Origin of the sequence: Streptomyces sp. NPDC060198, assembly GCF_042728415.1 — a bacterium.
GTDB lineage: Bacteria > Actinomycetota > Actinomycetes > Streptomycetales > Streptomycetaceae > Streptomyces.
In genome coordinates this window covers 1-2150 of the sequence record NZ_JBHWZJ010000628.1, presented here as the reverse complement: position 1 = coordinate 2150, position 2150 = coordinate 1, and the positions used below count along the sequence as shown (strand labels likewise).

The window sequence follows — 2150 nt, the reverse complement described above, 5'->3', positions numbered from 1 at the left end:
GGGTTGTCGTGCCGGAGCTGTGCCGGTGGGCCGTGTCGGCCACTTCGCACACCGAACAAGGAGAGATCTTGTCCACCCACCCGCGCGCCTCGGACGGCAGTGAGCTCAGCCCGCTCCGGCACGACTTCCCCTTCGACCCCACCCATGGCTACGACCTGCCCCGCCTTCGTGCGGTCGAGGCTCCGCAAGGCCCGGACGACTTCGCAGACTTCTGGCGGGAGCGCCACGCGCATGCGCTGAGCGTCGACCCGGAGCCCCGGATCGAGGGACCCTGGACCACCGTGGACGGCATGCGGGTCGCCGACGTCTCGTACACGTCGGTGGACGGCGTCCGCATCGGTGGGTGGCTGACCGTCCCCGCCGACGGCCGCGTCACACAGGGCTGTGTGGCGACCCACGGATACGGAGGACGGGCAGCCCCGGACCTGGGGCAGCCCCCCTCGGAGACCGCGACCATCTGGCCCTGCCTGCGCGGGCTCGGAACACGGAGCCTGCTGCCCGGCGTGGCCCCGAATTCGGCGGGGCACGTTCTGCACGGCATCGGGAGCCGGGATTCGTACCTCATCGGCGGGTGCGTGGCGGACGTCTGGTGTGCGGCCGGCGCACTCCAGCGGCTCGTGCCGGAGGCTGCCGGGCGGCTGACCTACCTGGGCACGAGTTTCGGCGGGGGCATCGGGGCGCTGGCGCTTCCCTGGGACGACCGATTCCGGGCCGCCGGCCTCACCGTGCCGACCTTCGGCAACCATCCGCTCCGGGTGACGCTGCCGTGCACGGGCAGCGGGGAGTCGGTGCGTACGCGGCTCGCCGGGGATCCCTCGGTGCTGGACGTCCTGGCGTACTTCGACGCCGCGACGGCGGCCCGGCACATCCGTATCCCGGTACACGTGGGTGCGGCCCTGTTCGATCCGTCGGTCCCACCGCCGGGACAGTTCGCGATCCACAACGCGTTGGCCGGGCCGCGCGAACTCCTCGTCCTGCGTGCGGGGCACTTCGACCACCCGGGCGAACGGGCCGAGACGGCGGCCCTGGAAGAGGCCCAGCGGCGCTTCCTGTCGGAGGCCGTCCCCGTGGCGTCGACACCGGGCCCCACCGTGTGACCGCCTCCCTCGCGACCGGATGCGCCGGACCGGGGCGTCCGCGGATTCCCAGGCGGTGACCTGGGGGTTCCGCGACGCCGCCGGCCGGTCCGGGACGACATCGCGGAACCTTCGCGGTCGCCGATTTCATGTACGGGCCTCGATCACTCGCGATATGCTGATGCAGATTGTGCAAGCGATTTGCAGAACGAGGGAGGGTCATGGTTACGCGGGCGACCGATGCCGGGACGAACCAGAGTGTCGAACGAGCGGTCTCGGTGCTGCGCGCACTCGACTCCGGCCGGCCCGAACTCCGCGTCTCCGACGTGGCCGAACACACCGGACTGGGCTCGTCGACCACGTCTCGTCTGCTGTCCACCCTGGAACGCCTCGACATGGTCGAACGCGATCCGGTCAGCAACCTCTACCGCCTCAGCCTCGGCCTCCTCCCCCTCGCCGCCACCGCCGCCAACCGCCACCCCGTGCACCGGGCCGCCCGCATGGTGCTCCAGGGCCTTGCCACCCGCACCGGGCTCGGGGCCAACGTGGCTGTGCGCCGCGGCGGTGAGCTGATGTTCCTCTGCAACTTCGAGGGCACGCGCGCGCCCAAGTCCTACACACAGGCCGGGCACACCGCCCCGCTCCATGCCACGAGCATCGGCAAGTGCCTGCTCACCGGTCTCACCCCCAGAGAGCGCCGCAAGCTGCTGGGAGATCCGCTCGACGCGCACACCGAGTACACGACCACCAGTCACGACCTCCTCGACACGGAGATCGACACGGTCCGGCGCACCGGGTACGCCGTCGAGGCCGAGGAACGCGCCCTGGGCCGCGCGTCCCTGGCCGCGCCCGTCCGCGACGCCTCGGGGGACGTCGTCGCCGCCATCTCCCTGTGGGGACCGACCTCGGTGCTCGGGGACCACTCCGACGCCGGGGGGCAGCGCCTCACCCTCGTGCGCGAGGTCATCGAGGCCGCCGACGCCATCAGTCAGGCACTCGGCGCGCTCTGACGCACGTGGCGAAGGGGCGCGACGCGGCTCAGCACCGGCAAGGTGGTCTGGTTCGAGCTGGTGC

Annotated in this window: 2 protein-coding genes; both read left to right on the top strand. The window is 72.0% G+C overall.

The window, feature by feature from the left end; all coding sequences use genetic code 11:
- Nucleotides 1-68 precede the first annotated feature (68 nt).
- Nucleotides 69-1097 carry an acetylxylan esterase gene (locus tag ACFWEP_RS34230; RefSeq protein ID WP_387376153.1) on the top strand — a complete coding sequence of 343 codons (1029 nt, stop codon included), beginning with the start codon at nt 69-71 and terminating at the stop codon, nt 1095-1097.
- Nucleotides 1098-1297: 200 nt separating this feature from the next.
- A complete protein-coding gene (locus tag ACFWEP_RS34225; RefSeq protein ID WP_387376151.1) occupies nt 1298-2086 on the top strand; it encodes an IclR family transcriptional regulator in 789 nt (262 codons plus the stop codon).
- Nucleotides 2087-2150: the final 64 nt, after the last annotated feature.